The 23,213-nt window shown below is 59.7% G+C and carries 23 protein-coding genes and 1 tRNA gene; 11 read left to right on the top strand and 13 right to left on the bottom strand.

Translation table 11 applies throughout. The annotated features are described in order from the left end of the window. The first annotated feature begins 12 nt into the window (after nt 1–12). Complete coding sequence (locus tag WG915_RS06315) at nt 13–1,095, top strand: D-alanine--D-alanine ligase family protein (protein ID WP_339564588.1); 1,083 nt, start codon at nt 13–15, stop codon at nt 1,093–1,095. Nucleotides 1,096–1,109: 14 nt separating this feature from the next. Here the strand turns inward: WG915_RS06315 and WG915_RS06320 are convergent, their stop codons facing one another. Both WG915_RS06320 and WG915_RS06325 read right to left on the bottom strand, forming a co-directional pair. After that, nucleotides 1,110–1,532, bottom strand: coding sequence for a YjdF family protein (locus WG915_RS06320; RefSeq protein ID WP_339564530.1), 423 nt, complete (start codon nt 1,530–1,532; stop codon nt 1,110–1,112). Between the two features lie 186 nt (nt 1,533–1,718). Further along, nucleotides 1,719–2,660: a DUF3515 domain-containing protein gene (locus WG915_RS06325; RefSeq protein WP_339564531.1), complete on the bottom strand. Its 942-nt coding sequence runs from the start codon at nt 2,658–2,660 to the stop codon at nt 1,719–1,721. Between the two features lie 43 nt (nt 2,661–2,703). On the opposite strand from WG915_RS06325, the gene WG915_RS06330 reads away from it, so the two are divergent. The 9 genes from WG915_RS06330 (at nt 2,704) to WG915_RS06370 (ending at nt 11,337) form a co-directional block, all read left to right on the top strand. Continuing rightward, on the top strand, nt 2,704–3,666 hold the full coding sequence (locus WG915_RS06330; protein WP_445227789.1) for a thiamine-phosphate kinase: 963 nt from the start codon (nt 2,704–2,706) through the stop codon (nt 3,664–3,666). A 3-nt stretch (nt 3,667–3,669) separates the two neighbouring features. After that, complete coding sequence (locus WG915_RS06335) at nt 3,670–4,299, top strand: uracil-DNA glycosylase (RefSeq protein ID WP_339564532.1); 630 nt, start codon at nt 3,670–3,672, stop codon at nt 4,297–4,299. A 121-nt stretch (nt 4,300–4,420) separates the two neighbouring features. Beyond that, on the top strand, nt 4,421–5,977 hold the full coding sequence (locus tag WG915_RS06340; protein WP_339564533.1) for a DAK2 domain-containing protein: 1,557 nt from the start codon (nt 4,421–4,423) through the stop codon (nt 5,975–5,977). Nucleotides 5,978–5,980: 3 nt separating this feature from the next. Further along, nucleotides 5,981–8,095 (top strand): ATP-dependent DNA helicase RecG, encoded by a 2,115-nt coding sequence (locus WG915_RS06345; protein ID WP_339564534.1) that lies wholly within the window; start codon nt 5,981–5,983, stop codon nt 8,093–8,095. Between the two features lie 10 nt (nt 8,096–8,105). Beyond that, the gene (locus tag WG915_RS06350; RefSeq protein WP_339564535.1) at nt 8,106–8,318 is read left to right on the top strand and encodes an acetyl-CoA carboxylase biotin carboxyl carrier protein subunit; all 213 of its coding nucleotides are present in this window, start codon (nt 8,106–8,108) and stop codon (nt 8,316–8,318) included. Next, complete coding sequence (locus tag WG915_RS06355; RefSeq protein ID WP_339564536.1) at nt 8,315–8,893, top strand: RsmD family RNA methyltransferase; 579 nt, start codon at nt 8,315–8,317, stop codon at nt 8,891–8,893. Before WG915_RS06350 ends, WG915_RS06355 begins: the two co-directional genes overlap by 4 nt. Next, a complete protein-coding gene (coaD, locus tag WG915_RS06360; protein WP_339564537.1) occupies nt 8,884–9,357 on the top strand; it encodes a pantetheine-phosphate adenylyltransferase in 474 nt (157 codons plus the stop codon). Before WG915_RS06355 ends, coaD begins: the two co-directional genes overlap by 10 nt. A 40-nt stretch (nt 9,358–9,397) precedes the next feature. Then, the gene (locus WG915_RS06365; RefSeq protein WP_339564538.1) at nt 9,398–10,138 is read left to right on the top strand and encodes a sulfite exporter TauE/SafE family protein; all 741 of its coding nucleotides are present in this window, start codon (nt 9,398–9,400) and stop codon (nt 10,136–10,138) included. Between the two features lie 62 nt (nt 10,139–10,200). Continuing rightward, nucleotides 10,201–11,337, top strand: a complete 1,137-nt coding sequence (locus WG915_RS06370) for an HNH endonuclease signature motif containing protein (protein ID WP_339564539.1) — start codon at nt 10,201–10,203, stop codon at nt 11,335–11,337. On the opposite strand, the gene WG915_RS06375 is transcribed toward WG915_RS06370, so the two are convergent. The 10 genes from WG915_RS06375 to WG915_RS06420 form a co-directional block, all read right to left on the bottom strand. Continuing rightward, nucleotides 11,332–12,129: an ABC transporter ATP-binding protein gene (locus tag WG915_RS06375; protein ID WP_339564540.1), complete on the bottom strand. Its 798-nt coding sequence runs from the start codon at nt 12,127–12,129 to the stop codon at nt 11,332–11,334. The two genes, WG915_RS06370 and WG915_RS06375, sit on opposite strands and share 6 nt — an antisense overlap. After that, a complete protein-coding gene (locus WG915_RS06380) occupies nt 12,126–13,112 on the bottom strand; it encodes a FecCD family ABC transporter permease (protein ID WP_339564541.1) in 987 nt (328 codons plus the stop codon). The genes WG915_RS06375 and WG915_RS06380 overlap by 4 nt, the downstream gene beginning before the upstream one ends. After that, complete coding sequence (locus WG915_RS06385; RefSeq protein WP_339564542.1) at nt 13,109–14,125, bottom strand: FecCD family ABC transporter permease; 1,017 nt, start codon at nt 14,123–14,125, stop codon at nt 13,109–13,111. Before WG915_RS06385 ends, WG915_RS06380 begins: the two co-directional genes overlap by 4 nt. Then, a complete protein-coding gene (locus WG915_RS06390; protein ID WP_339564543.1) occupies nt 14,126–15,058 on the bottom strand; it encodes an ABC transporter substrate-binding protein in 933 nt (310 codons plus the stop codon). Between the two features lie 117 nt (nt 15,059–15,175). Beyond that, nucleotides 15,176–15,940, bottom strand: a complete 765-nt coding sequence (locus tag WG915_RS06395; RefSeq protein WP_339564544.1) for an amino acid ABC transporter ATP-binding protein — start codon at nt 15,938–15,940, stop codon at nt 15,176–15,178. Then, nucleotides 15,937–16,845, bottom strand: coding sequence for an amino acid ABC transporter permease (locus tag WG915_RS06400; RefSeq protein ID WP_339564545.1), 909 nt, complete (start codon nt 16,843–16,845; stop codon nt 15,937–15,939). The genes WG915_RS06395 and WG915_RS06400 overlap by 4 nt, the downstream gene beginning before the upstream one ends. 3 nt (nt 16,846–16,848) lie before the next feature. Continuing rightward, nucleotides 16,849–17,757, bottom strand: a complete 909-nt coding sequence (locus tag WG915_RS06405) for an ABC transporter substrate-binding protein (RefSeq protein ID WP_445227790.1) — start codon at nt 17,755–17,757, stop codon at nt 16,849–16,851. A gap of 117 nt (nt 17,758–17,874) precedes the next feature. Next, nucleotides 17,875–18,519 (bottom strand): LutC/YkgG family protein, encoded by a 645-nt coding sequence (locus WG915_RS06410; RefSeq protein WP_339564547.1) that lies wholly within the window; start codon nt 18,517–18,519, stop codon nt 17,875–17,877. Further along, nucleotides 18,516–20,039: a lactate utilization protein B gene (locus WG915_RS06415; RefSeq protein WP_339564548.1), complete on the bottom strand. Its 1,524-nt coding sequence runs from the start codon at nt 20,037–20,039 to the stop codon at nt 18,516–18,518. The genes WG915_RS06410 and WG915_RS06415 overlap by 4 nt, the downstream gene beginning before the upstream one ends. Further along, nucleotides 20,036–20,821: a (Fe-S)-binding protein gene (locus WG915_RS06420; protein ID WP_339564549.1), complete on the bottom strand. Its 786-nt coding sequence runs from the start codon at nt 20,819–20,821 to the stop codon at nt 20,036–20,038. Before WG915_RS06420 ends, WG915_RS06415 begins: the two co-directional genes overlap by 4 nt. A gap of 391 nt (nt 20,822–21,212) precedes the next feature. On the opposite strand from WG915_RS06420, the gene WG915_RS06425 reads away from it, so the two are divergent. Further along, nucleotides 21,213–22,814, top strand: coding sequence for an L-lactate permease (locus tag WG915_RS06425; protein WP_339564550.1), 1,602 nt, complete (start codon nt 21,213–21,215; stop codon nt 22,812–22,814). 305 nt (nt 22,815–23,119) lie between these two features. On the opposite strand, the gene WG915_RS06430 is transcribed toward WG915_RS06425, so the two are convergent. After that, nucleotides 23,120–23,193 (bottom strand) — tRNA-Leu (locus WG915_RS06430). Nucleotides 23,194–23,213 lie beyond the last annotated feature (20 nt).

Here is a 23,213-nt window from a genome sequence, read left to right on the forward strand (position 1 = left end):
TACTGGGGTAACATTTCCCCCGTGTCCAACAATCGCATCAAAGTAGCCGTAGTTTACGGTGGCCGTAGCTCCGAGCACTCCGTGTCCTGCATCTCCGCCGGGGCAATTATGAGCCACATCGATCCTGAAAAATACGAGGTCATCCCCGTCGGAATCACCCAATCCGGCGAGTGGACCGTTGGGGAAGCTGACCCCGCGAACTTGGTGATCAAGGATCGCGTCCTCCCGACTGTCACCCTGACCCAGCCGGTAGCCCTGTCCGCCTCGCCTGCCCACGCCGGTGAGCTGCGTTTCGACGACGGCAGCCTCTACGCCAAGGCCGACGTCATCTTCCCAGTGCTTCACGGACGATTCGGCGAAGATGGCACCATCCAAGGCTTCTTTGAACTTTCCGGCATCCCCTTTGTGGGCCCAGGTGTGCTCAGCTCTGCGAACGGCATGGATAAGGAATACACCAAGAAGCTCATGGCTGCCGAAGGCCTGCCCGTCGGAAGGGAAGTGGTCCTGCGCGGCCGCGACCACCTGACGCCAGCGGAACAGGAGCTCCTAGGCCTGCCAGTGTTTGTGAAACCAGCACGCGGCGGTTCCTCCATCGGCATTTCCCGGGTAACAAGCTGGGATGACATGGACGAGGCCATCGCCTTGGCCTTTGAGCACGACAACAAGGTCATCGTTGAGGCCGAGATCATTGGCACCGAGGTCGAATGTGGTGTCCTCCAGCAGCCCGACGGCACCTTGATAGCCTCCTACCCGGCTCAACTGCGCGGTACGGCAGATTCCGAGGAAGGCTTCTACGGCTTCGACACCAAATACCTAGACAACGTGGTTTCTGCGGATATTCCAGCGCCACTGTCTCCGGCCAACTTGGAATTGGTGCAGTCACTGTCCATCGAAACTTTCAAGGCGATGAACTGCGAAGGCCTCGCACGCGTGGACTTCTTTGTCACCGATAAGGGGCCGGTGCTTAACGAGATCAACACCTTGCCGGGGTTCACCCCAATCTCGATGTATCCGCAAATGTTCGCAGCCTCCGGGATCGCCTATGAGGATCTGCTGGACATCTTGATCCAACGCGCACTGGTGCGAGTGCGCTAGAGCTAGGGAGCCGGTTACTTCCCGCGCTTCTTAGCCTTGCGCTTTTCTTGCTTCTTAGCGAAGCGTTCCTCTCGTCGGTCCTCCTTTACCTTCCGAAGCTGCTGCTTTCTCTGCTGCGCTTGCAGTTCACGATTCAGATGCAGGCAATCTTGGGAACGAGTTGAAAGGCTCGGTGTGCGTTGTGCCTTATTAACGAGTCGCTTGAGCCGCTTCGGGTTTCCTGATTTTGGTGGTGCGATGTCACCGGGAACGGCCAGCGTGGCACGCGTTGTTATGCACAGCTCGGCGCCGTTACTGAGCATCCAGTGGTACAACTCGGCATTGTTTGGCTCGGCGCCGAACACCACCTTGTGGGCATGCAAGGAGCCGTCCTCGGAAATCTCGTACAAACCGCACCAGAATTGTCCGTCGTAAAAAAGAGTGAATTGGGAAGTCATTGTGTCTCCAGGTTCGCCAAAGTGAACCTGACGACGCTGGATTCTTTTCCCCGGCGGAACCCGCTAGGGAGAAGCGACGGATGCAACTAGCTGCAACGCCCAGACTTCCTACTGAGCTGTGCGGTTTGCGCATCAGGATGAAACAGAGAATATACCAGAAAATCCTGGCCGCCTTCTGGAGCGAAACTAAGCTTGCTTAGCCTTAGTATTCGCTGCGATTGCCTTGCTCAGCGTCACAATCGCAGTGTTGCCGGCCCCAGTTGGCATGGACATCGCCACGACGATGTCACGGCCGAGCGCGAAATAGGCGCCGGACGTTGTGCCATTGGCCAAGGTGGTGTCTTGGAACCACGTCACCTGGTCGACCTGGTTGAGCTGGGCGCCAGGGGTATAGCCCTCAGGATCCGTTACACCGCAGCGGATGACGATCGGTTCTTGGCCAGGCTTGGTCCACACAGCAATATCCGCGGGAGCATTGGTGTCGCGGGTATAGCCTTCGCCGAGCTCGGCGGGCAAGGAATGCCGCAGGGCGAGGCACTGCTCGTTGTTGGCCTGTGGGGCGTCCAGCTCAGTGAGTGGGATTGCGTGTGGCGTGGAGTGCTGCTGCTTGAGCTTGCCCATGGCGACGTCGAGGTCGGAGACGGGATTATCGGCACGGCCGATGGATTCTGCGTCCGCAGTGACGGCTACTGCAGGGAAGGTGTCAATCGAGTACCAGGTTTGCATTGTGGACCCCGGGGTGGCGTCAACCACTTGGAGCCACTTCATGCCGTCGACCTCCGTGAGCGGGGAGACCTCCGTGTATTGGAGTGGCAGCGAGATACCGCAGCGGAGAGTGACCTGCTCGACTGAGTTTGATGCGTACGCGGCCGCGCCTTCTGGGGCCGGATCGGCGATCTCTGCGCGCTTGTGTCCAAGCACCTTCTTGGGCAGCGCAGTCAGGAAATCTTGGCATTCCTGAGAACCTGCCTCCGGCGCATCGAGGGTGGTCATCCCCACGGGTTGAGAAGCAGCACTGGTGTATACGACCTTGGCACCGATCAAGACGCCAACTACCAGCAAGATTGCTAGCGCCAATGCGATATACAGGGGGGTGGTATTAAATTGAGAATCTCCAGACTCACTCATAGTTAGTTAGTCTAACGTCCAGCCCTCCAAGGACTTAAGGAAGATGATGGATAACAAGCCACTGACGATTGGTGAGATCGGCGAACGGGAGACTATTGCCCGGATTGTGGCGGTCGCGCCGTCGTCACGCAATGGCGATGACGCCGCCGTGCTGGGCCAGCCCGCACCAAACTCGCGCACGGTAGTTACCACAGACATGCTGGTGGAGGGGCGGCATTTTCGCCGGGAGTGGTCGACTCCGGAGGAGATTGGCCAACGTGCGATTTTGCAGAACTTTGCAGACATTGAAGCCATGGGGGCACGGCCCGTTGCCGCGGTGCTGGGGTTGTCTGCGCCGGAGGACACTCCTATCGCGACTATTGAGGGCATAGCGCGGGGAGTGGAGACCCAAGTTGCGCACTACAACTCGGAGCTGGTGGGTGGCGACGTTACCGGCGGCGACTGCCTGACCCTCTCGGTGACAGCCATCGGTTCGCTGGGAGGCTCGGCCGCGCCCCTGACGCTGGATCGGGCGCGTCCCGGACAACAAGTGGTGGCCGCAGGTTCAATCGGCTACTCCGGCGCTGGCCTAGCGCTGTTGCAGGCCTTCGGCCGTGCGGACGTGCCACCGGAACTTGAGCCACTGGTGAAGGCCTTCGTCTCTCCTATCCTGCAGCCGGGGCGAGGCGTCATTGCCCGCGCTACCGGGGCGACCTGTATGACAGACAACTCGGATGGGCTCATTGTTGATTTGGGGACCATTGCGGGGCGCTCCCGCGTCACCATCGATCTCGACCGCGAGGCCATCGCGCCGGATAGTCTGCTCCTTAAGGCGGGCGAGCTCCTGGACACCGACCCATGGCTGTGGGTGCTCAGCGGCGGGGAAGACCACACCCTGCTGGCCACCACCGCCCACGCCGTGCCGAGCGGTTTCCGGCCGATCGGGCGCGTGATTAAGGCCGGCAGCAACGGCGTGCTTATCGACGCCCAACCCCCACAATCCACCAGCGGCTGGGTAAGCTTTTAGACCATGCATCCGTCTTGGGAACCCGTGTTTGCTCCGATCAAAGCTGAGTGCATCGCCATGCGATCCACAGTGGGAGAGCACTACTTGCCGCCCGAAGCGGCGGTGTTCCGCGCCTTCCAAACCCCCTTTGATCAGGTAAAGGTGTTGATCATCGGTCAAGATCCTTATCCAACGCCGGGCCATGCCATGGGGTTGTCATTCTCAGTCGCACCTGATGTCCGCCCTTTGCCTCGCAGCCTCAACAACATCTTTGCGGAATACCACACTGACCTCGGGTTACCCATTCCAACCTGCGGGGATCTTTCCCCGTGGGCAGAACAAGGAGTCATGTTGCTCAACCGGGTACTCACGGTAGCCCCTGGGCAAGCCGGATCGCACCGCGGCCTCGGGTGGGAAGCAATCACTGAGCATGTGGTGCGAGCCTTGGCCGCTCGCAATCAGCCACTCGTGGCCATCCTGTGGGGGCGGGATGCGCAAACGGCAAAAGCGTTCCTTGGGGATTGCCCCGTCATTGAATCCGTGCACCCTTCGCCGCTGTCGGCGCGCCGGGGATTCTTTGGCTCGCGACCATTCACGCGTGCGAATGAACAGTTGCGTGCTTTAGGTGCGGAGCCGGTGAACTGGGAGCTCTAGGGATGCGGTTGGCTCATGGACACAGCTGACACACGGTAACCCATAAGTTTTAGCTGCTATTTTGCCTTAGGTTTAGGATGAGTGCAGACCTTCATTATCGGGAGCTGTAAGCTAAACAACTATGTCTACTGCAACGAAGCTCGGTGGGCGCGGCCTGATCAACTGGGCAAGCCGCGCGGTTTCGTTGTTGACCGATCGCTGTGCGGAGATCAACGCGCTCAATGTCTTCCCAGTTCCTGACGCGGACACCGGCTCCAACATGTCCCACACCATGGAATCTGCATTGTCCGAGGCGCTGAGCCTCAGCGAGTCAGAGCAAGAGGACGTTGCCACTGTGTCGGCTGCATTGGCGGCCGGGGCGGTACGTGGGGCACGTGGCAATTCCGGGGTGGTACTGAGCCAGGTGCTGCGCGGCGTTGCGACGGCAACCGTGGGTGGCGAACTTGATGGTGCAGCCATCCGGGAAGCCCTTAATGTGGCACTTGAAATGGTTCTCCGTGCGATCATCGATCCAGTCGACGGCACCGTGGTCACGGTATTGCGGGCTACTGTCGCAGCAGTGAACGATACACCAGATAGTGAGCTGGAGATCGTGGTACGCATTGCCGTCGATGCCGCGCGGGTTGCGCTGAAGAAGACCCCCTCTCAGCTAGAGGCGCTGCGAGAAGCGGGAGTGGTAGACGCTGGCGGTCAGGGCTTCGTGATTTTGCTGGAATCCCTCGCCGATGAGGTCGCCGGGACGGACTGGGCGCAATCCAGTGCTGTTTTCCCTCATCACTCTCATAGTCAGCCGGCAGAGCTGGAAGTGATGTTTTACATCGAGGGGGCGCAGCTCGATGTGTTGTCGGACATCCTGAGCCCACTGGGCAATAGTTTGCTGTTGGCGCGAGACTCGGAGACCAGCGGGCAGGTGCACATCCACAGTCGGGCCGCCGGCACCGTCATCGAACAGGCATTTGCGGCAGGTAGGGTCAGTGACCTGCGCATCGAAATCCTGCCTGAGGTAACTACAGTGCCAAAGATCAGCCGGCTGGTGCTTGCGATTGCGCCACCGGGGCCGATCGCTGCGCTGTACCAGGAATCCGGGGCTACCGTGATTTCGCGTGGGGAAAAGGACATTGTTTCCCAGATCGTCGCCACCGTCCGCGCAGCGGCCGTCGACGAGGTCATTTTGCTCCCCAACGGCATGCTCGAGTACGGGGAATTGGTGAACGCGGAGCTGGCTAGCCACGCGATCGATGCGGCCATGAACATACTGCCAACGGCCCGGCTGGTTTCCGGCATTGCGGCATTGGCGGTGCACGATCCGGGTCAACCGCTGGCAGCAGATACCTACGCGATGGCGGAGGCAGCCGGCGCCATGCGCACCGCTGTGTTGCAGCAGGCTGATCGCGCCCTGCTCACCCAGGCGGGCCCCTGTTCCCGGGGAGATATTTTGGTCAGCACCACCTCTGAGACGGTGTTGGTTGCCGAATCCATCCAGGACGCCGTTGATATGACGGTGCTGCGTCTGCTGCAGGGCGGTGGGGAACTGGTGACCCTGTTGGTCACGGATGCTGCGGCGCAGGCATTGGACGTCGATAAGCTGCGTGCTGCGCTGGGCACGCGTGGCGACGTCGAGATCATGTTGTACCCGGCCGAAGGCATAGACAACCTCGTGGAAATCGGCGTGGAGTAGCTTGTGCTGGGCTGGGCGGACGAGCGGGAACTGACGGCGGTATTGCCGGCGCAGGAAGCCAACAAGATCACCAAAGCGTTCGGATACACCACCTGCGGCGAGCTGCTCACGCATTTCCCACGTGCCTACTCGCATCACGGCAGTGCCGTTTCCATCGAGAATGCCGCGGAAGGCGATCAAGTTACGTTGATCGGCACTGTGATCAGCGGCGGCACGATCCGCACTCGCAGTGGCAAGAAGCTCACCAAAGTTCGGATCTACTACGGGATGGGGGAAGTAGAGGCTACGTTTTTCAACTCCTGGCTGGCCGAAAAGCAACTGCAGCCTGGCGTGAACGTCATGGTGTCGGGGAAGGTGAAGTACTACCGCGGCAATGTAGAGGTTTCGCATCCCGCTTTCATCGTGTTGCCGGCGCCGGGGGAGAAGCCTAAGAAGGGCGTCGGCAAGCTGCGTGATCTCTCGGCTTTCGCCTCGGTGGAGGAGTTAGAAGAACTCCTCACGGAGCTGGACTACATCCCGATCTATCCGGCACGCAAGGGATACACCGCATGGGGCATGATGGGCGCAATCAAATACGTGCTGGATCACACGCCTGCGATACCGGAGCCCCTGGACCAAGTACCGGAGTTCCTGAGTAATTTCGATGCTGCCCTGCGCGGGGCGCACTTCCCAGACGAGCGCGGACCGAAACCTTTCATTGACCGCGTTAAATACAACGAAGCACTGTCGCTGGCACTGGTCCTAGCGCTGCGCCGGGCAGATACCGCTGCCCAGACAGCGCCGGTATGTCCGCGTGCGAAGCAGGGCTTGCGCGCCGACTTCATGGGGCGGCTGCCCTTCCCGCTCACCGGGGGCCAGAAAGCCGTGCTCGAAGAAGTCAGCAAGGACCTGGAATCGGCCCACCCGATGCAAAGGCTGCTCCAGGGCGAAGTCGGTTCCGGAAAAACCGTGGTAGCGCTCATCGCGATGCTGCAGGCCATCGACTCCGGCCGCCAGTGCGCCATGCTCGCCCCCACGGAAGTCCTGGCCATTCAGCATGCCCGCGGGCTGACCACGCTGCTTGCCGACGCCGGGTTGCCCACCAGCGTGGTGGTGCTCACCGGTTCGATGAGCGTGCGTGCCAAGCGACAGGCGCTGTTGGACATCGTCAGCGGCCAGGCCGACATCGTGGTTGGTACCCACGCGCTGATACAGGACACCGTGGAATTCTTTGACCTGGGGCTCGTTGTAGTGGATGAGCAGCACCGCTTCGGCGTGGAGCAGCGAGACAACCTCCGCGCTAAGGGACGCGCTGAGGCCACCCCGCACCTGCTGGTGATGACGGCAACCCCGATCCCACGCACCGTCGCGATGACGGCGTTCGCGGACCTGAACGTCTCCATGCTGCGGGAACTGCCACGCGGGAGGCAGGAAATTCAGACCACCGTGGTGCCGGAATTCAAACCTGAGTGGGTCTCCCGCGCCTGGGAACGGATCCGCGAAGAGGTAACCGCAGGCCGGCAGGCCTTCGTCGTCTGCCCGCGTATCGACGGCGAAGGCGGCGTCCTAGAGACCTTCGAGCTGCTGCGCACCAGAGTCTTCCCGGAGCTTGGCGTGGCGATGCTCCATGGGCGAATGAGCGGCGAAGAAAAGGACGCCACCATGGCGGACTTCGCCGCAGGCGGCATCGACATCCTGGTGGCCACCACTGTCATCGAAGTGGGTATTAACGTACCCAACGCCACCGTGATGTATGTCCGCGAAGCACACAGCTTTGGGGTGTCCCAACTCCACCAGCTACGTGGTCGCGTGGGCCGTGGCTCCTTCAAATCCCTGTGTCTGCTGCACACCACGATGGAACCCGGCACCCCCGCAGTGGAGCGCCTGACTGCCGTCGCTGCCACCACGGACGGCTTCGAACTTGCAGAGCTGGATCTGCGCACACGCCAGGAAGGCGATGTACTCGGAACCGCACAGTCTGGCACAAAACGCCGGGTGAAGATGCTCAGTTTGATCCACGACGGCGACATCATCGCGCGCGCAAGCAGCGACGCAACTGACTTGGTTGCCCGTAACCGGGGACTCGCCGAACGACTCGTAGCGGGGATTGAAGGCCAAGACTTCTTGGAGAAGAGTTAAGCTAGAGGGCATGAAAATTTGTGCCCCCTTCGCCGGAATTGTGCGTTACGTTGCCGCACCAGGCGCAACCGTGGCTGTAGGAGACACCCTCGCCATCGTGGAGACCGTCAAACTGGAGGCACCCGTGCTCGCGCCGGGACCTGGTGTGGTCAGCGAGCTTGCCTTCGAGGACTTCGCTGATGTGACCGGCGGCGATGTGCTGCTGGAATTGGGGTCCAAATGACCAGGATCATCTCGGGAGAAGCCCGCGGTCGCAAGATTAAGGTACCGCCAGCGGGTACTCGCCCTACCTCTGATCGGGCACGAGAAGGATTGTTCTCCTCACTCCAAGTCCGCTTTGGTTTCGAGGGCGCACATGTGCTTGATCTGTTTGCTGGTTCAGGTGCCCTCGGGTTGGAAGCAGCCTCGCGAGGTGCGGAGTCAGTGGTCCTCGTGGATGCGTCCGCTGCCGCCTGCGAGATTATGCGGCACAACGCTGGGGTAGTGCGGCATCCTGGCGTCACGATTGTCGAGGCTAAAGCCTCCACCTATTTAGCAGGGGCGCCCCGTGAGCATTTTGACATGGTGCTTGCGGATCCTCCCTATGATCTTGCCGACGAAGCTGTCGTCGAAATGCTGCATGCGCTGGTGCCCACGCTTGTCGACGGCGCGGCCGTGGTCGTCGAGAGGCAGGTAGACTCGCCCGAAACAGCGTGGCCGACCTGCTTTGTGCCGACCACTCAGAAGCTTAAGAAGCGCACCTACGGGATCGCGCGGATGGACATGGCCGTATTCCACAAGGAGATCCCATGCGAGTAGCCTGCCCCGGTTCTTTCGACCCGGTGACCCTCGGCCACCTCAACATTTTCGAGCGGGCTGCCAGCCTGTACGAGGAGGTGGTGGTCTTGGTTACCTACAACCCAAACAAGCAAGGTACTTTCAGCGCCGCAGAGCGCGTAGCGCTAATCCGGGCCGAGGTAGCGCACCTGCCTAATGTCTCCGTGGATTCCTGGTCCGGGTTGTTGGTGGATTACACCACCGCCCATGACATTCCCGTGCTGGTGAAGGGATTGCGATCCTCCCTGGATTATGAGTATGAACTGCCGATGGCGCAGATGAATAAACGGCTTTCCGGCGTGGAAACCAATTTCCTGATGACGGACCCCGAGTTCGGCTACATCTCTTCCACTCTGTGCCGGGAGGTGGCACGGTTCGGCGGTGATCTCACCGGACTGGTCCCGCGTGATGTGATGGCAGCGCTGCAAGAAAAAATCAAGCGCTGATCTTTATCCCCGCTAGCGCTAGGCGCGTACTCTTATGTGAGTGGCCACACTCGTATTGATTCTGTTTATTGTTGCCCTCGGATCGAGTCTGCAACGCGTAGCGGGCATGGGCCTTGGCCTCATCGCGGCGCCGATTCTTGCCTTCGTCATGGGGCCGGTTGAGGGTGTGATGGTGGTTAACGTGCTGGCCATGATCAACGCTTTTTTGACCGCGATTTCCGTGCGTCAATTCATTAATTGGCGGCGTTGCGGCGCAATCGGATGCGTCATGGTGGTCGGTTCGGTCGCGGGCGCGTTGCTGATCAAGTCGGTATCGAATGCACTCCTGCTGATCATTTTCGGCGTGCTGATTTTGTTGGCGCTGTTCTTAGTGACCGTCCTCAAAGGCCGGATGCCCACGCCACGCGGCACCGCGCCCCTCTTGGTGACCGGCGTGATCAGTGGTTTCACCAATACGCTGGCAGCAGTGGCGGGGCCAGTGATCACAGTCTATGCGCAGGCCGCGAAGTGGGACCATCGTTCGTTTTCGGCAACCCTACAGCCGCTCTTTGTCATCTCTGGCGGCACCTCTTTCATCGTGAAGACGCTGATGGGGGCGGGAAATATTAGCGATACCTCGGTGTGTGTGTGGCCAGTCGGGGTGCTCGGGATGTTCATCGGAATTTTCCTAGGGACGCGGCTGTCGCGCGTTATTTCTCGTTCCCGAGCACACAAACTTGCGCTCGGCTTGGCGTCGGCCGGAGGTTTTTCTGCGCTGGTCCGCGGGGCAATGGCACTGTAGATTCGCCCTTGTGTTCTATTTTCGTTTTGCTATAATGGAGGTAGAAACTACGGGGGTGGGGAATGATCGCAGCAGCTAAAGAATTGCTTGGCCGTGCGCTTGTCGACGGCGCTAGTTTCGATTCTTTTAGCGAACTAATGGATCTTAAAGAGATTGTTGCCCGCCTTGAAACCGAAATGGCGCACGGACGGGAACGCTACGAATTGGAGCAGGCTGGGGCATCTCGGCCTGCTTCTTCTCGTATTGCCCGCCGGGCAGCGAACGTGTGGTACCCCAGCGTCCCCGTGGAACACCAGGACGTGATCCTCTCCGCCCTGCAGCGATTGTCTGGGGCCTCGAAGCGCAGGGGTGAGATTTATGATCTAGCTGCGCAAGCAGCCCCCGATTCTTCCGTCCAACAAACCCACGAGTATGCCAAGCGACTCGTCCGTGAGGAGAATCAGGCATTGGCGGAGGATCCAGCGGAGGCCTTTCGGCAGCGTCGCTTCAGTATGCGCTCGCAGGATGAACACGGCGGCTGCTCCTTTTACGGCTACGCTCCGGCTGCCACAGCGGCATTGCTGAAAGCGATGGTGGACCGGGCCTTTCACGCCGAGTCGAAAGAGGAAGCAAATGAGTGCCGGACAGTGTCGCAGCGCAGCATGGATGCTTTTGATCAGGTTCTGCGGTGGGCCTCCTCAAATCGGGTGGGAGCTACCGGCCACTGTTCCCTGGTGGTCTCCGTTTCCGAATCCGATGAGTTTGATTGGCGGGCTCGGTTCGCTTCGAACGTCGGGATCGATTTGAGCCTGGTTGACATTACACAGCTAGCAGGTGATCGGCTGACAGATTACATCGTGGTTCACGATCATCACGGCGCAGTGAAATCCCTGGTGACAGGGGAGCGGACTGCTAGCTTCTACCAGCGTATGGGGCTAGTTGCCCGGGATCTCGTGTGTCAATTCCCAGGCTGTGGTGAGCCGGCAAGCCGGTGCGACGCGCATCATGTGTTGCCGTGGGCGCGCGGTGGCGGCACCGAGATCGGAAACCTGGTGCTAGTGTGCCGACGTCACCACCGCCGGAACGACGATAGTTGGGTAGAAACACATTTTGAGATGGAACTGGGGCGCGCCGTTCTCGTTGCCAGTGATGGTGCTCGCACGCGCAACAAATCTCCCGGGGCCCGCAGGGCAGGCCGCTTCCGACTCGAAGATCTATGACCGCACTGGCAGGTGATTCCAGCAGGGCACCATCAACGGCTTCCCAGTTTCGGGGTCGTCGATAACCCGGGCAGCCACGTCGAAAATCGACTGGACGGTAGCCTCAGTGATCACCTCGTGCGGGGCACCCATCGCCACGATCTCCCCATCCTTCATCGCGATGATGGTATCGGCGTAACGGGCCGCTTGGTTCAGATCATGCAGCACAGCCACCATGGTTGTGCCCTGATCTCTATTCAGCTTCATACACAGGTCGAGCACCTCGATCTGGTGCTTGACATCCAGATATGTGGTCGGCTCGTCAAGCAACAGGATGTCCGTATCTTGGGCCAACGCGACCGCCAACCACACGCGCTGGCGCTGGCCACCGGAAAGCTCATCGACAAAGCGCCCCGAAAGCTCAGTCGTTCCCGTCAACGCCATCGCCCGGGCCACTGCCTCCTCATCTTCCGCCCGCCAAGGAGAGAACAAACGCTGGTGCGGGTAACGCCCTCTACTAACCAAATCGACCACCCGGACACCATCGGGTGCTACTGGGCCCTGCGGCAAAAGCCCGATGTGCTTTGCTAGCTCCTTCGTGGGGAGAGTGTGGATGTCTGCGCCGTCGAGAAGCACGGAACCCTGCTCCGGAGCGATGAGACGGGACAAGCCCTTGAGCAGCGTCGATTTTCCGCACGCATTCGGGCCCACTATTACGGTGATGACACCGTCCGGGATAGCCACTTCCACCTGCGGGCAAATAGTGCGCTCACCATAGTTGAACTTTGCGCCATGTGCGCCCAGTCGGCTCATGTGCCTTTCCTTTCTCGCAGGAGCAGCCACAGGAAGTAGAGGCCGCCGATAGATGTCGTAATGATGCCCACCGGCAAGGGCGAAGGTGGGTACACGCGCTGCGCAACCACATCCGCCGCTAACAGCAGGGCAGAACCAACCGCAGCCGTGGTCAGGACGTCCAGGCCATCGGTGCGGGCTAAACGACGCGCAATTTGCGGCGCCGCCAAAGAAATAAACGCAACCGGACCAATGGTCGCGGTAGAAACAGCGGTGAGGCCGATTCCCACCGCAATCGCAGCCATCTGAACCAGGCGTACCCGCTGGCCCAGCGCAGTAGCGAAGGGGATACCGATCTGAGCAACACGCAACGGGCGCGCCAAGAAGCACGCAACCACAGTCAAAACACCACTGCCGATTGCCGCCAAGGTCAGATCCGCCCAATCACTGCCGGCCAAGTTGCCCGCGCCCCAGAGCCCAGCCATGATGGCGTTTTCTACAGTGGCGCTGAGCATCAACCAAGTGTTAAGCGAAGCGAGCATCGCGCTCACACCGATGCCGACTATGATCAGCCGAACCGTGTTCGTCATCGCCAGGGCAAAGACCACCAGCGCCGTCGCTAAGCCGCCTAGCAGTGCGCCGACCATGACCGCGGTGCCACTGCCATGAAGCAGCAACATCACGACCAGCGCGCCAGTGAAAGAACCAGTTTGAAAACCAATCACATCAGGCGAGCCCAAAGGATTGTTGGTCAATTGTTGAAAAATTGCGCCAGATAGTGCGAGCGCAGCGCCGAGGACCACCGCAATGAGCACGCGGGGCGCACGCCATTCCACAACGATCATGGTGACGAAGGGGTCCGCCCGTCCCACGGCCGCTGCGAGCACCTCGCCAACAGAAATGCTGGCGCCGCCAGTGAGGAGCGCATAGACCGCCAATGCAACCACCAGCAACGCGCAACAACAGGCAACGAGCAAAGCCCGCAGATCAATGCGCCGAATCATGACGTACTCACCCGCATCTTGAGCACCAAGTAGACCAGCAGCGGGCCGCCGATGAAAGGCGTGACCACCCCAACCGGAATCTCACCCGCCACCGCCACCCGGCCCAACACGTCGGCGAACCCGAGGATAGTGGGGGCCAACAGAATCGAGTAAGTGAGAATCCAGCCCTGGTGTGGGCCAACGAGCAGTCGAGCCAAGTGCGGCGTGAGCAGCCCGATGAATCCCACTGGCCCCATAACGGCGGTAGCGCCACCGGCGAGCAACGCAATTGCACACAGGGACAATAGCCGAATACGCACCGGCTTCGCCCCCATTGCAATCGCACTAGCATCCCCGAGCGCTAACACATCAAGCGCGCGGTACAGCGCGAGCGCAAGCAACAAACCAACCCCGATCACTGGGGCGACCGTAAGCGTATTGGCTAAGGACTGTGAGGCTGTAGTTCCAGCGGACCAACCGCGCATCCGCTCGAGCAACGCGGAATCGCTCAGCAAGATCGCTCTGCTCAAGCCGCCCATTACCGCGCCGAGAGCTACACCAGCGAGGGTGAACTTGATCGGGTTCCCACGCACCTGCCCGGAATTGCCGATGGCAAACACCGCCACCGAAGTCACTAATGCGCCGACTAATGACCACCACATGTAATGGTTCACGTCGCTGAGCCCGAAGAATGCGAGTCCGAGCACAACGGCGAGCGATGCGCCAGCATTCACCCCGAGAATGCCGGGATCCGTAAGAGGATTTCGGGTGACCGCCTGCATGAGCGCCCCAGCGACACCGAAGGCGGCGCCACCGAGAAGAATCAAGACGGTTCTGGGAACGCGCGAAGACCAGACAACTTGGGAGACAGGATCCTCTGGTGCCGGAAAACGCAAGTACTTAAGCAGCTCCTCCAGCGGAATATCACGGGCACCAACGCACAGGCTGAAGGCCAAAGCCGCCAGGCATAGCAATGCAGCCGGGACCATTCCCGCCGCCCGGCTCAGTACCATGGGTTTCAGCGGGGAGATCATCTAGCTCAGCTTTTTGTAGGAGCCTGCAGTAGCAGCCAATTCGTTGAGCCACTGTGCATAGTAGCCCGATGTCTGCTGGCCCTTCGAACTCCAGCCGAGCACCTGGTTTTCCTTGACTGCGGGGAGGCTATCCCACAGCTCAGCGCGGAAAGGTTCGGCTGGATTGTAGGATTCCGAGAGGAGGAGGTCAGCCTGAAGCGTCGATGCGTCCTCCCAAGCGACCTTGCCCCAAGGGTTCCCGGTGGCTGGCTTTTCTGGGCCGACGATGGTGACACCGTTTTCGGCTAGCAACTTTGCCTGCTTGAAGCCTACGGCGGTGTACAGGGTTTCCTTGGTTGGGGATACCAGCGCGACGTTGAGGTTCTTAGCGGACATCGCTTGCTTGAAGGTTTCTTTCGCAGCGGCGAAGTCGCGGTCATCCTTCTTGATTTGCTCGGAATCCACCTCGCCGCCGAGGAACTGGGCTAGTTCTCGGGTTGCTTGGATGTCTTCATCAACCGTGGGGGCGCTGGGCAGTGCAATGAATGGGGCGACCCGGCTGACTTGGTTTTTCACATCGTCATCCAGCCAGGAGGCGCCCTTTTCGTTCCCGTGGCCGACGATGGCGTCTGGTCGAAGTTCTGCGAGGCGTTCTACATTGAGTTCGGCGCTCTGGCCGATGATTTCAAACTCGGAAATGTCGAGGTCGCCCATTACATTCTTGTTGTCACAGTCATAGCCATACAAGGCGAGGGGCTTCAGCTGGTAATCAGCGAGCGAGCTGTAGGTGTAGCAATCCATCACCACCTTCTCAGGCTGCTTTTCAAAGTTGACGCTCACGCCTTCCAGCGTTGGGTGCTCAAACACGAGTGCCCCGCCTTCCGCCTCTGTGTGAGTAGTGGAGCAGGCGGTGAGGACCAGGGCAGCGGTCGCGCAGAGCGCAGATTTGATCATGCGGACCATGAGATTTCCATTCTGACGATACCAAGAAGAATAATTTAGGCAGACCTTACTAAGGTTAGCCTTGCTAAAGTTATCCTGGGGTATCGGCAGTGTCAAGAGCTCTGGCAACTAGAGCAGATTCGACAGAAATGCCTTGGTGCGCTCATGTTTCGGGTTGTCAAGTACCTCGGAAGGAGTACCGGATTCTACGACCACACCCTTGTCCATGAACACAACCTGGTCGGCGACCTCTCGTGCGAATCCCATCTCGTGCGTGACCACCAGCATTGTCATGCCACCGGCAGCCAGCTCCCGCATCACGCGCAAGACTTCTCCGACCAATTCGGGGTCGAGCGCGGAGGTCGGCTCATCGAAGAGCATCAGCTTCGGATCCATCGCTACTGCGCGGGCAATAGCAACACGCTGCTGCTGGCCACCGGAGAGCTGAACTGGGTAGCCATCTGCCTTGTGCTCGAGTCCGACTTGGCGCAGCAACTCCATCGCGCGGGCACGGGCCTCCGCCTCCGGCACCTTCTTCACTAGCACCGGCGCCTCGATGATGTTCTCCAACACGGTGCGGTGCGGGAACAGGTTGAACTGCTGGAACACCATGCCAATGTCTGCGCGCTGCCGGGCGGCATCCTTCTCCGAAATCTCATGCAGCACCCCATCCTTCTCGCGGTAGCCGATGAGTTCGCCGTCGACGTATAACCGCCCGGCGGAGATCTTCTCCAGGTGATTCACGCAGCGCAGGATCGTGGACTTGCCCGAGCCGGATGGGCCGATCAAGCAGGTCACCGTGCCGCGAGGCACCTGGAGATTAATGCCCTTGAGGACTTTTAGCTGCCCGTAGTTCTTGTGGATGCTCTGGGCGTCGATCATCAGATCGCTCATTTGTGCTCCTCGGTGATTTCGACGTTGCCAGGAAGCCGGCCTTCGGCGTCGGCAAGCGCGGCAAGTTGACGGGTGGTGAGCTGACGCGTCGCGCCCTTCTCATAGTGCTTTTCCACGTAGCTCTGCAGGAACATCAGTACTGAGGTGATAGCCAGGTACCAGGTGGCGGCGACCAGCAGCATCGGAACCGGTTCGAAGAGTGCGTTGGAGATATCCATCGCCCGGCCGTACAGCTCGCCGGCGTAAGGAATCGCGATGACCAGGGAGGTGGTCTTCAGCAAGGAAATGAATTCGTTACCGGTAGGGGGAACGATGATGCGCATCGCCTGCGGAAGTACCGTGCGACGCATCGTCTGCCACCAGCTCATACCGAGTGACTTTGAGGCCTCAACCTGTCCTTCCGGGACCGCCTGAATGCCAGCGCGCACGATCTCCGCCATATACGCGGCCTCGTTGAGCCCCAGGCCCAACACGGAGAGGAGGAAAGCATTCTTGAACGCAGATTCCAGGCTGATCTCTGTGAATCCGAGGTTGATGGATTGGTAGATAGCGCTGATCAAGCCCCAGAACACTAGCTGCACGTAGACCGGCGTGCCACGGAAGATCCAGAGATAGGACCAAGAAACGCCGCGCATCACTGGGTTGGGGGACATTCGCAGCACGGCGAGCAGGGCGCCTAGCACCACACCAATCAGCATTGCCAGCACCGTGATCGCTATGGTGTGCAGCGCAGCCGTGGCGATGCGGGTGTCAAACAAGTACTTGAAGTAGGTGTCCCAGCCGTAGGCTTCATTGCGCGCAGAGCTGATCACGAACACTGCGGCCAGCAGCAGCAGGATCGCGGCGGCCACCACGCGGCCAGGATGGCGAAGCGGTTTCGCCTTAATCTCATTGGGAGTAGTCATGGTTTATTCCTCGCCGTTAATCGTTGCTTGTGGTTTCAGGCCCTCGGTGACGCCCCAGGGCTGCAGTGTCTTGGCATAGTCGCCGGTGTCAATGAGGTGCTGCAGGGCTGCCTTCAACGCGGGGCCGAGCTCTGAGTCCTTCGGCACCGGCCAGCCGTAATCAGCCGCCTCGTAAATGCGGCCAGCTTTCTCGATTTTGCCGTCGGCACGCGTGACAGCATAGGCAGTGACCGGCGAGTCTGCGGAGACGGCGTCAGCGCGGCCGAGCACCAGCGCGGTGAAAGCTTGGTCAGAAGATTCGTAGGACAGCATCGTGATCGCCGGCTTGCCCTGCTTCACGCACTCTTCGGAGCGGACGGCTACGTCATCGGACTCAGAAACGGTGCCTTTTTGCACGGCTACGGTCAGCCCGCAGGCGTTGTCTGGATCGACGTTCTCCCCGGTCTGCTGGGCCCACTGTAGGCCCGCGCTGAGGTAGTTGACGAAGTCGTAGTTCTTGCGGCGCTCTTCATTGTCGGTAAATCCGGCGGCGCCGAAGTCGACGGTGCCGGCGCTAATCGACGGCAAGATCAAGCTGAAGTCTTGTTCTTGCACCACTAGCTCGAGCCCCATGGTCGCAGCCGCAGCGCGGGCGAGGTCAACGTCGATGCCTATGATGGTGCCGTTGGAATCCTTGAATTCCATGGGGGCAAACGGTGGGTTCGTGCCCATGCTGATTGTGCCGCGCTTTTGAATATCCGCCGGCACGAGAGCCTGAACCTCCGGTACTACAGCTGGTTTGATGTCCTCCCAGCCCTCCGGATTCCCGGTCTCTTCATTGGTGGTGCAGGCGCTGAGCGTGGCGGCCAGCGCGATGGCAGCGCACGCGCCGGTGACGGCGCGGGAACGCTTGAGAAGATGCATACGTTTCATCCTTGGACATTGACTTATTCAGGGGTGCAGCACCTGGGTGATGCTGCACCCCTGAATAATTTTCATATACAAGTAATGTATGCAGTTTCTGGCGTCATAGCAAGCTGCAAATGACAGCTAGGAAACCATGATCACAAGCAGCGTGCGTGGGCCGTGGACACCCTCGACGCGGTTCAGCTCGATGTCAGAGGTTGCCGATGGTCCGGAGATCATCGTGTTCGGTACGGCTGGGTCCAGCCGGGCCACCATCTCCGGTACGGAGTACACCACGGACTGGCTGCGCACGATACACACGTGCATGTCTGGTACCAGTGTCAGCGCACGCCGACCGCAGAGCGGGCCAGCCTGCAGACAGATGGTTCCGGTTTGTGCCGAGGAGACGTGGGAATCTGTGACCACAGCGTCGACCTCATCCAGGGTGCGCGGATCGCGCTCCGGGCTATCAGGTTCCGCAACGCCATCGAATTCTGCAAACAGGGCAGTATCCAGGCCGGGGGCGTAGGCGATGTGCGCCGCACCCAGCTCCGCCAGCACGCTAGCGATGGTGCTCGGGAGGTTTGCTTCCTCCGCGTGCTTCACGATGGCCTTGTAGTCCACCAAGCGGTCTTCAAGGATCTCGCTCAACTGCTCCGGGGTGTGGGAGAACTCCGTGTGGTAGTTCCGTGGCACGGGGTGCGGTCCAGCGGGAGTGTTAGTCAAAGCGTGCGCATTGTGGATGCGTTCCAGAATCTCACGCTTCGCCTCTTGGTTGCGATCCGTCATTGCTGACTTCCTTTCTGAATACCTTCGCCACGAGCGTCGGAGAGCAGCTGTTGGCCTTCATCACTGTTAAACCAGGTGCGGAAGGACTTCTTTGGTGGCACCGCAGTGTCGCGGTGGTCGGTCCAGCCCGCCAGGAAGCTTGGCAAGTGAGTGATCTTGCCGTCGAAGCCGCCCATGATGCGGCCAAGGAAGATCATCCGGGTGATCAGGCTCCACATGTGCTGGTTGCCGAAGGCTAGGCCGACGCCAGCAAACATCGCGCCCTCGATCTTTGGCTTATCCGTCTCGATCTTCTTGTGGCGCAGCTCCAGGAGGGCGTCGGTGATAGGGATCTTCACCGGGCAGACCTCGTTGCAGCGACCACACAGGGTGGAGGCATAAGGCAGGGAGGCGTTTGGGTCGTGGTGGCTGGTGAAGCCAGTCAGCTGTGGCGACAAGATTGCGCCGATTGGACCAGGGTAAGTAGAGCCATAGGCGTGGCCGCCAGCGCGCTCGTATACCGGGCAGACATTCAGGCATGCAGAGCAGCGGATACACTTCAGGGCTTCGCGGCCGATTTCGTCGGCAAGCACGGCGGTCCTGCCATTATCGACGAGCACGACGTGGAAGTTCTGTGGGCCGTCGCCTTCCGTGACACCAGACCAGGTGGATACGTATGGGGCCTGGCGTTCGCCGGTGGAGGAGCGCGGCAGGAGCTGCAGGAAGACCTCGAGATCCTTGTAGGTCGGGAGGAGCTTCTCAATACCCATCACCGAGATCAGGGTTTCAGGCAGCGTCAGGCACATGCGGCCGTTGCCTTCAGATTCCATGATGGTGATGGTGCCGGACTCGGCGATACCGAAGTTGGCACCGGAGATGGCTACCTTAGCCTCCATGAACTGCTTGCGCAGGAACATGCGTGATGCCTCGGCGAGGTCGGCTGGATTCGAGGACAGCGACTCGTCCGTATCCGGCATCTCGCGGAGGAAGATGTCTCGAATTTCGGCGCGGTTGCGGTGAATCGCGGGAACCAGGATATGAGAAGGCTTATCGTGACCCAGCTGGACGATCAGCTCGGCGAGGTCAGTTTCGCGAGCCTCGATGCCAGCCTTGCGGAGCTGATTGTTCAGGTCAATTTCCTGGGTGGCCATGGACTTGATCTTGACGACCTTGGTCTCACCGGTGTCCTGAACCAGGCGGGTAACAATTTCGCCGGCTTCCTTGGCATCGCGTGCCCAGTGCACGTGACCGCCGCGTGCGGTGACGGCTGCCTCAAACTGCTCGAGCAGTTCCGGCATACGAGCCATCACATCGCGCTTGATGTTTGAGCCGGCTTCGCGCAAATCCTGCCAGTCATCGAGTTCATCAACCACATTTTGGCGCTTGCCACGAATCGTGGTGGTTGCCTTGTTGAGGTTGCGGCGCTGAGTGGCATTGTAGAGGGACTCGTGGGCTTCTTGTGGGAAACTCCGAGTGCCCGACAACAGACTCTGGCTCGAAGCGCGAGGCGGCATGGTTGGGGTTCCAAGACCGATTTTCACAGCATTGCCTCCTTGCCGTAGACAGCGGACGTTGGGGTCCAAGGGTGTTCTTTGGTGGATGCGAGGATCTCAGCCAGGTGCAGCACCCGGACGCCGGAGTGCTGGCGTGAGAGTGCGCCGCCGATGTTCATGAGGCAGGACGCGTCGCCAGCGGTGACGTATTCAGCCTGGGTCTCACGCACATGGCGGACCTTATCGCTGACCATCGCTGCCGAAACCTCAGGGTTCTTCACCGAGAAGGTGCCGCCGAAGCCACAGCATTCTTCAGAGTTTGGCAGCTCGACGAGGTCAATGCCCTCGACGTTGCGTAGGAGCTGCAGTGGCCGCTCGCCGACCTCGATGAAGCGGAGGGAGTGGCAGGAAGCGTGGTAGGTCACGCGGTGTGGGAAAAAGGCGCCAAGCTTATCGACGCCCGCAATGTCAATCAAGAACTCCGACAGATCGTAGGTCTTGGCGGCAGCTTTTTTCGCACCATCAGCTAGGGCAGGGGAGCCGTAGCGCTTGGCTACGTGTTCATGCTGCTCGCGAACTGCGCCGGTGCAGGAACCCGAAGGACAAACGACATAGTCGATGGATGGGTCTGCAAAGGCATCAACGTAGTTCTTGATTTGCGGGATTGCTTCCCGCTGGTAGCCGGTGTTGACGTGCATCTGGCCGCAGCAGGATTGCTCGGGTGGGAAAACGAGCTCGTATCCCAGACGGGACAGGATCACCGCGGAGGCCTTGATCGCGTCCGGAAACATGACGTCTCCGATGCACGTTGAAAATAGCGCTACTCGCATGTGTTCTCCATTTCGTATCGCTAGAGGGAATCGCAACAACGCTTAATCGGACATTGAATCGAGTCTGATTTTTGGTTTTGCATTATGGGTCTGCCCCTTAGCGTACCCGATTTTAGTGACGCTATCTGTATCGATTTACCCACTGTGACCAGCATCTTATTGAGGAATTCGGAAACACTTATGTTTCTTAATTCACTTTTTCGCAGGTGGAAGAGTGGTGTGGTGGTGTGGGTGAATGTGACAAAGTACGCACTTTTGCCGGAACCTTACGAATGGGGGTAAGAAAATGTACGGTTGTGGAAGATATCCTGGCACTTTGACACCTTCATGTGTGGGAATGTGTGGAAAGAGCCTGTAACTGTGTTTTCTTATTCGATTCAGAAAGGGTTCTATGTACCTCGCCCAATCTTTCGCGCCTGCTACTGACGCTATTGGCGGCAGCCAGGTGCTTAGTGCGCTCGCCGGCATTAGCCCACTCGCAGCGTTCTTCATCTTTCTCATGGCCTTCAAGCTCAAGGCACACACAGCAGCGCTGCTGTCCCTGCTGCTAGCTATTGTGATAGCGATCCTCGGCTTCCGCATGCCGGTGGACCTGACGCTGCTGTCCATGAGCGAAGGTATAGCTTTCGGTTTGTTCCCCATTGTGTTCATCATCTGGATGGCGGTGTGGATCTATGACCTCACCGTGAAATCCGGGCGTTTCGACGACCTTCGTCAAATCTTCTCCGCATTGGGCCGCGGCGACATGCGCGTCCAGGCGCTACTCATCGCATTCTCCTTCGGTGGCCTGCTAGAGGCACTCGCAGGTTTCGGCGCTCCTGTGGCCATCGTGGCAGCAATGCTGCTCGCTATTGGCATGAAGCCACTGAAGGCAGCCCTGGCCACCTTGGTAGCAAATACCGCCCCTGTTGCCTTCGGCGCAATGGCAATTCCGGTCACCACCGCCGGTCTGCTTGCCGAACTGCCGGTGAAAGACGTTGCGGCGCAAACCGGCATTCTGATGGCCAGCCTCGCGCTCTTCGTTCCACTGCTGCTGTGCCTGATCATGGACGGCATGCGCGGCCTGCGCCAGATCTGGCCAATGGCCATCGTGCTTGGCCTGACCTACGCCGCCGGCCAGTTTGTCTGCTCCAACTACCTCACCTACGAGCTGACCAACGTGGTGGCTTGCCTGGTATCCCTCGGCATCGGCATCGGCTTCCTCAAGGTGTGGGCACCAACCACGCCGGAAGATCAAGCATCCCTGGCCAAGAGCGAAAAGCTCTCCGGCAAGCAGATCACCCTGGCACTGTTCCCATATCTGCTGGTTGTGGTGGTCTTTGCCGTCGCCAAGCTGTGGAAGCTCGGCATTGACATCCCGGCCGCCCTGGCCGCCACCGACGTCAAGGTGCCATGGCCAGGCCTGCACGGCAAGATTGCCTCCAACGGCACCATGTTCAACTTCAACTGGCTGTCCGGTCCTGGCACGCTGCTGCTGCTCTGCGGCTTGGCGACGGTCCTGATCTACGCCAGCGCCGACAAGAACTTCACCTTCGGCACCGGCATCGGCGAACTCTTTGCGGGCCTGAACCGCATGAAGTTCAGCTTCCTCACCATCGCCACCGTGATGGGACTGGCATACGTGATGAACTTCTCCGGCCAGACCGCCGCCATCGGCGCCACACTCGCTGCTACCGGCTCCATCTTCCCAGCCCTTTCGCCAATGCTCGGATGGGTCGGCACCGCGGTCACTGGCTCGGCAACCAGCTCCAATGCACTGTTTGCCAAGATGCAAGCCACCACGGCGCACCAGATCGGCGTTGACCCAACGCTTCTGGTATCCGCCAACTCCGGTGGCGCTGTGACCAGTAAGATGATCTCCCCACAGACCGTCGCCATTGCCGCGGCTGCGGTGAAGATGGAAAACGGCGAAGCCACCATCATGCGCGCCGTCTTCGGATTCTCACTCGGCCTGCTGGCCTTCATGTGCGCCTTCGTATTCCTGCTCGCATAGCGCGCGGGGCATAAGTAAAGCCAGGCGAGGAAGTTACATTTCTTGCCTGGCTTTTTGGGATTCAGGAAACGTGTTCGGCAGTGCTTGTTTGTTTCGGTAGGGGACCACGGACTCTAAGTGCTAGAGCCGGTTGGGGCCCGTTGCGACGCGACATGCATTAGACGGCACAAATCCAACACTTATCCAACACCTTGAACCCCATAGGAAGGGTATTTAAACCCCCAAGCCCGTTGCGCTGGGGTCTACTTGCAACATAAAAGACCCCCTACGACCTGCATGTTTGCAAGCTGTAGGGGGTCTAACGGTGCCCCTGGTGAGACTCGAACTCACACTGCACGGGTTTTGAATCCGTTTCCTCTGCCAATTGGGATACAGGGGCCTGGCAAGAAATATTAGCCG

This window comes from Corynebacterium sp. H128, assembly GCF_037482625.1.
In the GTDB taxonomy this organism is placed as follows: Bacteria; Actinomycetota; Actinomycetes; order Mycobacteriales; family Mycobacteriaceae; genus Corynebacterium.